Below are 6,471 nucleotides of genomic sequence, written 5' to 3'. Positions count from 1 at the left end.
TCTAGCTGTTGGCTAACTTGAACGACCTCGTCATCGGTAAGTTTGCCTTTTTGACTGGCAATGTGGATTAATTTTTGTTGAAGCTCTTTGGCTTTTGCTAGCAATATATCATGGAAATTTTCTAATTTAGTTATGCATTCTTTTTCATTGTCAATATCATTAACCTTAGAAAAGTAACAAGCACTTTTTTGTAGATCTGATCCGCCTTTTTGGATGTCGCAAACTGTAATGAAATAGTCCGCTCGATGGTAATAATATTCAGCTAGTTGTGAAATCATGTTGGGATTTTTGTCAATGATGTGATGTGGGTCGATAGGGTAGGAAATTAAATTTTTGGCTTCTTGTAATCGATGCTCCTGTAAATAAATTATCATTAATTGATTCAAAGCTGACAGAGCTAAACCCTGATCGCACGTTTCTAAAAGTGAGGTCAACTGGGCTACCGCTACATCCGTCTTCCCCTTCTTGGAATTAAGTAATGCGTTCATTAGCAGTGTATTTTCTTTGATGTAAGGGCCGTCAAACTGTGAGTATAGACGAGTGTAATATTCAGACTTGTCGTAATCCCCGATCTGATAATATGCCCCTCGCAATATGAAGAGCGCGTGAACGTAGTACTTATTGTTAGGCTCAGCTTCCTGAAGCACATGAAGGGCAAGCTCGATGCTCTCCGGATACAGAAATAAATTATAAGCATGAATACCCAACTTGTAGTAGAACATGATGCGGTCTTCCGCGCTCAAAAAATGTGTGTACATCACGATATGCTTGCCATTGTCGTAAACCACTCGCAGCCGAGTAAAGTCATCCCGTTCGATTAAGTATACTTGCAATAGCCCTCTTGCCAGAAAGGGCATAATGCCGTGGTCGCGCGAATAGTCAACGATCAATTGTTATAAAGCCAATCGAATTTCCTTGCGTTCCAAGCTTTCCGTGAAGGCATAGAGCCGCTCAACCAAGGAATAACTGTCGTCGCTAGGCGATTCCAAAAATTTTCTCCCTACTTTTTGTACCAGTTCCGCAGTACTCGAATGCTGAATCACGTCCTGTAACACGAAAAGAAGGGTATCTGCCCTCTTGTCAACGGTTATGTGGAGTTCGACCAAAGCCTCTAACGGTATTTGTAATGCTTCTGCAAGCGGACGGATTGTCATATATTCCGGCCTTTTAACGTCAGCGTTTTCGATTTTGGATATTGTAGCTTTATGTATGCCTGTCAATTCTGATAATTGCGATAAAGTCATGCCTCTATTGTGTCGATAGCACTGTATTAATTCCCCAATGGACAATATTTGTGCCATCCCATCAGCACCTTCTCCCATTTTCAATAATCTTACATCTATATTTTTACATTTTTTTCTAAAATGTAAACCTTCCATATTATATTAATGCTCACACAAATCACTCTCGTTCTCGCAGGGAAATTTGAAGACTACTTCCACGATTCGACATTTAGTGTCATGGGATGACTATATTTTCGGCCCGAAAGTCCCGAATCGAAGACTCATTGACACGTTGGGAGAAGTATCATTAAGATAAAGTCGAATAAGCTCGATTTCCATATTTTTTCGTTCGTACGAAAGATTGCTGTTCGGAAAACATAGTTCTATGCGATTATATGAGGTTACTCCTTATAGTTCAACGCGTCATGGGGCATAAATCCTGTTTGCTGGCTGGAAGAGTTTTTTTGCTCAAGCAATCCGAGAGGGATTGCCCTCCCGCCGTAGGCTTGGGCGCGCGCTCTTACGGGAGGACGTGCGCCCGGTCAGGGCGGATGGTCCGCTTCACCCGAGGCAATACATACATCAAGCGATTTAAAGGAGAAGCATATAATTGGCAAGCCGGCTGCGGGACGATTACCAGAGCTTCGCCGACCTGTCTACCGAATTCAACACGCTGAATGTCATCCATGTGCCGCATGCGGGCATCGGGCAGAGCACCTTGTCGCCCTTCATCCTGCGGTACTTCGCGCAGGAGCTGCTGAAGACCCGCGTCGAGCATGCGCATGACGCCGCCTTCGCCATGCTGTGCCTGAACGGCGGCGCGGTGGAGCGGGATGTCATTCAGCATTACCTCGGCCAGCGGCTCGGCACCGGCTACCGCGAGCTCACCAACGAGCGGCTCTACGCCGGCCTCCGCCGGGTGCTGAGCGAAGCGGGCAGCGGCCGGGCCATGGCGCCGGACATGCGCCCCGGCGGGCGGCAGCGGGTGATTGTGGATTGAACTGGCGGTTCCGGGACCCCAACGAACAGAAGTCGAAGGAGGGAGAAGCGACGTGGAACACGTAGATGAACAGATCATTTCGCTGTTGTATGGAGAGTCGGAACAACAAGGAGCACGGAGGAAGCAGGAGAATCAAATGACGCCGCCGGACTTTGCCTCGCCGCAAACCATATTGAAGATTAACGGGGAGACTATTCCCTTCTCGGAGGAGCAGCTTCTGGACGGAAAGCTTCGGGTTCCGCTGCCTAAAACATTTCATGTGATGCCCCCTGAGATCGAGGCGCTGAAATATCCGTCTGAACAGCGGCCGGATGTTATTTATTCGAATGATAGTGCTTCGATTAATATTGCGTTCAACTATACGGAACAATCCCTTTCGGCCAATGAGATAGAGGACTTCACCGCCGCTATGGTGCAGATTCTTCGTCGAACGCAGCCGATATTGCAATGGTACGAAGACGGAGTTCGCTATATCCGGGAAAAGCCTATCGGATACTGTGAATTTCAGGTTCCTTCCTTGAGTGCGAACTTATATCAATTGATGTTCTTTGCCGAGTTGGATGGCAGGGCCCTATTATGCACTTTTAACTGTACCGAGGAAGAAATGAAGCATTGGAAGCCAATAGCTTGGGGGATTATGGACTCGCTGGATTTAGGGAAGGAGGGACGTAACGATGAGCCAGTCGGCGCTCGCATATCATAATCTGAAAATATCTCCTTACGAGCTGGTAAGCCTGCAAGAATTGACAATGACCAAGAAGATTAATGAGCATACGAGACTTTCTTTTACCGCGATTGTGCCGGAGGAACTGAAGGACAGTTATGTAGAGATGACAGATGCGGATACGACCGTGGAAATCGCCCAAATCGATGAAGAGGGGGCGAGCAAGCCGCTGTTCAGCGGTATTGTGTTACATATCGGCATCAAGGTTGTCCGCGACATTTACTACCTCGAAGTGGAGGCTGTCTCTCATACCTATAAGCTGGATGTGAAGAAGAAGAGCCGATCATTCCAGAACAAAGCGATGACGATTCCCATGCTATTGGATGTCATTGCTACGGATTATCCGGGTTTGGATGTCGTCGACGAGGCGACCAATCATGCACGCTTGGGTCGGCTTACGGTGCAGTATGAGGAGACGGACTGGCAGTTCCTCAAGCGAATCGCGTCACGCTATCGCACGAGTCTCATGCCGGCGGCCGTTTTTGATAAACCGAAATTCTACTTCGGCATCTTCCAGAGCAGCTCCCAAACCCGTCTTGACGATTATCACTATACCGTCCGCAAGCGCATGACATCCTATCGCCATTTTGCCGAAAATGATACCCAGCAGGTTACGGAAAACGATTTTATATTCTACGAAATAGAGACAAATCGTGTGCTGGAGCTAGGCAACTGGATTGGATTCAAAGGCAAAAGCTTGTACGTCTGCGAAGCAAGAACCGAAGTGAAAAACGGATTATTGAAGCATCATTATGTCCTCTGTTCGCATCGGGGATTGCGGCAAAAAATGATTCCCAACTCGCAAATCGCAGGCGTATCCATTCAAGGAAAAGTCATTGAAGTCGTTCGCGACACGGTGAAGGTGCACTTGAACATCGACAAGAAGCAAAGCAAAGAGGAAGCGCATCGCTTTCCTTACACGTCGATATATACGGCTGAAGGACATACGGGCTGGTACGTTATGCCGGAGATTGGCGATCCGGTTCAAATCTATTTTCCGAGCGACCGGGAGGAAGAGGGGGTCGCCACCGGAGCCGCCCGCGAGAATTCGTCGGTTGGCGGGATGAACAAGCTTGGCAACCCTGACGTTAAATATTTCCGCACGGCTGCGGGCAAGGAAGTGATGCTTAGCCCTGAAGAAATTGTAATTACGGCAAAAGACGGCGAAGTTTTCATCAGACTAAATGAGAAAGATGGCATTGAAATTTTCAGCAAGAAAGGAATAAAGCTGATATCACAAGACAGTATCCTGATGGATTCAGGCAAAAAGGTCATCGTGTCGGCCAAAAATGAAATCAGCATGTCTTGCAAGGAGAGCAGTATCAAGCTCGATGGCAATGCCACTATTGTCGGCAGGGAATTGAAAACGAACTGAGTTAAGGGGATATGACGTGGACAAAGCGGAGTCGATTGCTCATTTCCAAGAACATGTAGTGTGGCAGGAACGGGCGAATATGCAGCTCGTGCTGGAGCGGGACTATCAATTGCATAAAGAACGGCTTGCCGCTGACTTTGTGACCTCCTTCCAACAAATATGCCGACAGATTCGGGACGCACAGGCACGGGAGGAGAAAGGGGCTATCGGATACATCGCGTACTCTATGCTCCGGACCGAGCTGTTGGAAGGGAGATATATCTATCGGGTGGAGGCCTTGGATAGCGGATGGGTATTTGACCGCCATCCCTATGTGCTGGAGTATGATGCCGGATGGGCATTTCAGCATCTCGACACGCTGCGGAGCAGGATGATGTCAGCCAGTCATATGTATGGAGGCAGAGTATCTGTTCCTCTCATTGAACGGATGCTGCTTACGGAAGCAATTGCCATTCATCGGTATGTCATTGCTCTAGCAAGATATGCGCTGCCCCAAGCAGTCGAGCTGGAAGAATACCGGGACATTGCAAAAGAGCCTGAATTTGAGATTCGGGCCGGGGAATATATGGACCTGAGCGAAGCGGTGTTCAAGCAATATGAATGTGAGCGGGATTCAGCGTCCGTTCGTGCATGGCTGGAGGACAAGGAAGAAGCGGCGTATGCTTACGAATCCTATCGAAATATGGATTTGCAAAACGGAGACTACGGAGGCATTGACTTCCAATTCTCTGAATTCAATCAATGCGATCTGTCGCAATCCAGCTTGCAGGATAGCATACTAATCGGATCGAGATGGCATGATACGGCTCTCGTAGGGACCGATTTCTCCCGGAGTCAGGTTCACGGGGTTGAATTCCGTGACTGTGATCTTAGGGGAGCGGTCTTTCGGGGAGTGGAAGGGACCAACGGTTGGAAGGACGCTCTATTTCTTCGTTATCCCGGCCTATCCGCGCTTCGCTTTGCCGGCTCTAATCTGGAAGGGGCTGATTTTACGGGGGCCTCTTTATATGGAGCTGATTTTTCCGAAGCAAATGTGGTGGATGCCGTATTTGAGGGGGCGGATTTGACGAACGCCGTATTCTCTCAACGCCAGCGGGAGGCGCTCCGGCTGGATCCGCAGCAATGGGAACAGACCCTATGGAAAACGTAAGGAGACACGGGACATGAGTTACTTTATCCTCTCACAGGATGATCGCATCCCTGACGCCATTGAACCTGTTGGCATAAGAAAGGCCATTCCCAAGGACATTCTTGATGAAGCACGGGTTGGCGAACTGAAAGAAATGAGTCTGCAGTTCCCCATCCCTGATCGCGAACAAATCGAATATGTCGATTTTATTGAAAGGCCGATTCCTCTCTTGTCCGATAAGCTCAAGCAGTTGATTGAGAAGTTCCTGCCGCGGCAGTTCTATCATCCCGTAGGACTGGTCGACTTCACTCGGATGAGGCAGGAAGTCTATTGGCTTACACTGCCGCAGCGCATGGATTGTCTGTCCGATCAGAGCGAGTTCCATCCCAATGGCACGCTCAAGCGGCCCGTTATTAGAGGAGACATGACCGGGAATGCCCCATTTTTCCAAATCGATGGCATCTATGAAACGATTCTTGTTGTGAACTTATTTTTGGCAGAAAGCATGTTGAGGCGAGACTTCCATGGACTGAGGCTGACCAAGATAGAAGAAGTGTAGCGAGTGGAGCGGGAGGTGATGGAGATGAGTGCAGGGAAGTCGGGGAAAGACAAGAAGGAAATGACTCCTCAAGCCAGCAGCGGCGATAAGAAAAGTTATGTCGTCGCGGGCGCCATATTAAGCTGCAGCTACGGTTCGCAGCCAAGCCATATGGGCATGCAAATGAGCCACGGCGTGTATGTCAAAGGGAAGCCGATCATGAATGTCATGGATCACATCCCTAATGTGAACATTATGCCATTTGGAACATGCGGGAGCATGCAGAATCCTGCCGTCGCCGCGGCTACGGCGGCCAAGGGCGGCATACCGCAGCGGGTGCCGTGTACGCCGATGGTAATGATGCCCTGGCTCGGCGGCAAAACGGATAAACTGGTTGACAACAATCCTTCTTTATTGAATGATTCAACGAACATGTGCATGTTCTGCGGGAAGATAAAGGTTGAGGATGACGGGCAGAATTT

The 6,471-nt window shown here is 48.7% G+C and carries 8 protein-coding genes; 6 read left to right on the top strand and 2 right to left on the bottom strand.

Going from position 1 to position 6,471, the window contains the following annotated elements; genetic code table 11:
• Window positions 1–722: Spo0E family sporulation regulatory protein-aspartic acid phosphatase (locus ABD76_RS30065; protein ID WP_242069847.1), on the bottom strand; the 722-nt coding region annotated here is incomplete at its 3' end.
• A 171-nt stretch (window positions 723–893) separates the two neighbouring features.
• A complete protein-coding gene (locus ABD76_RS30060) occupies window positions 894–1,379 on the bottom strand; it encodes a helix-turn-helix domain-containing protein (RefSeq protein ID WP_242069495.1) in 486 nt (161 codons plus the stop codon).
• 454 nt (window positions 1,380–1,833) lie between these two features.
• Here ABD76_RS30060 and ABD76_RS27510 point away from each other — a divergent pair, with 454 nt between their 5' ends.
• The 6 genes from ABD76_RS27510 to ABD76_RS27485 all read left to right on the top strand — a co-directional run.
• Window positions 1,834–2,223 carry a hypothetical protein gene (locus ABD76_RS27510; RefSeq protein ID WP_242069846.1) on the top strand — a complete coding sequence of 130 codons (390 nt, stop codon included), beginning with the start codon at window positions 1,834–1,836 and terminating at the stop codon, window positions 2,221–2,223.
• A 136-nt stretch (window positions 2,224–2,359) separates the two neighbouring features.
• Entirely contained in the window at window positions 2,360–2,926 is a 567-nt protein-coding gene (locus tag ABD76_RS27505) for a hypothetical protein (protein ID WP_242069657.1), read from the top strand.
• Window positions 2,898–4,322, top strand: a complete 1,425-nt coding sequence (locus ABD76_RS27500; RefSeq protein WP_197258857.1) for a contractile injection system protein, VgrG/Pvc8 family — start codon at window positions 2,898–2,900, stop codon at window positions 4,320–4,322. The genes ABD76_RS27505 and ABD76_RS27500 overlap by 29 nt, the downstream gene beginning before the upstream one ends.
• A 16-nt stretch (window positions 4,323–4,338) precedes the next feature.
• Window positions 4,339–5,472 (top strand): pentapeptide repeat-containing protein, encoded by a 1,134-nt coding sequence (locus tag ABD76_RS30575; RefSeq protein WP_197258856.1) that lies wholly within the window; start codon window positions 4,339–4,341, stop codon window positions 5,470–5,472.
• A gap of 13 nt (window positions 5,473–5,485) precedes the next feature.
• Window positions 5,486–6,010, top strand: coding sequence for a serine protease (locus tag ABD76_RS27490; protein ID WP_197258855.1), 525 nt, complete (start codon window positions 5,486–5,488; stop codon window positions 6,008–6,010).
• A 24-nt stretch (window positions 6,011–6,034) separates the two neighbouring features.
• The coding region (locus ABD76_RS27485) for a DUF4280 domain-containing protein (RefSeq protein WP_197260079.1) at window positions 6,035–6,471 on the top strand (437 nt) is incomplete at its 3' end.

Origin of the sequence: Paenibacillus dendritiformis (genome assembly GCF_015845845.1) — a bacterium.
In the GTDB taxonomy this organism is placed as follows: Bacteria; Bacillota; Bacilli; order Paenibacillales; family Paenibacillaceae; genus Paenibacillus_B; species Paenibacillus_B dendritiformis_C.
This window is presented reverse-complemented; position numbering and strand designations above follow the sequence as displayed.

Excerpts from the sequence above, each read along its gene's own strand:
- ABD76_RS30060 (WP_242069495.1), bottom strand. The coding sequence starts at position 1,379 with ATGGAAGGTTTACATTTTAGAAAAAAATGTAAAAATATAGATGTAAGA.
- ABD76_RS27505 (WP_242069657.1), top strand. The coding sequence starts at position 2,360 with ATGACGCCGCCGGACTTTGCCTCGCCGCAAACCATATTGAAGATTAAC.
- ABD76_RS27500 (WP_197258857.1), top strand. The coding sequence starts at position 2,898 with ATGAGCCAGTCGGCGCTCGCATATCATAATCTGAAAATATCTCCTTAC.
- ABD76_RS27490 (WP_197258855.1), top strand. The coding sequence starts at position 5,486 with ATGAGTTACTTTATCCTCTCACAGGATGATCGCATCCCTGACGCCATT.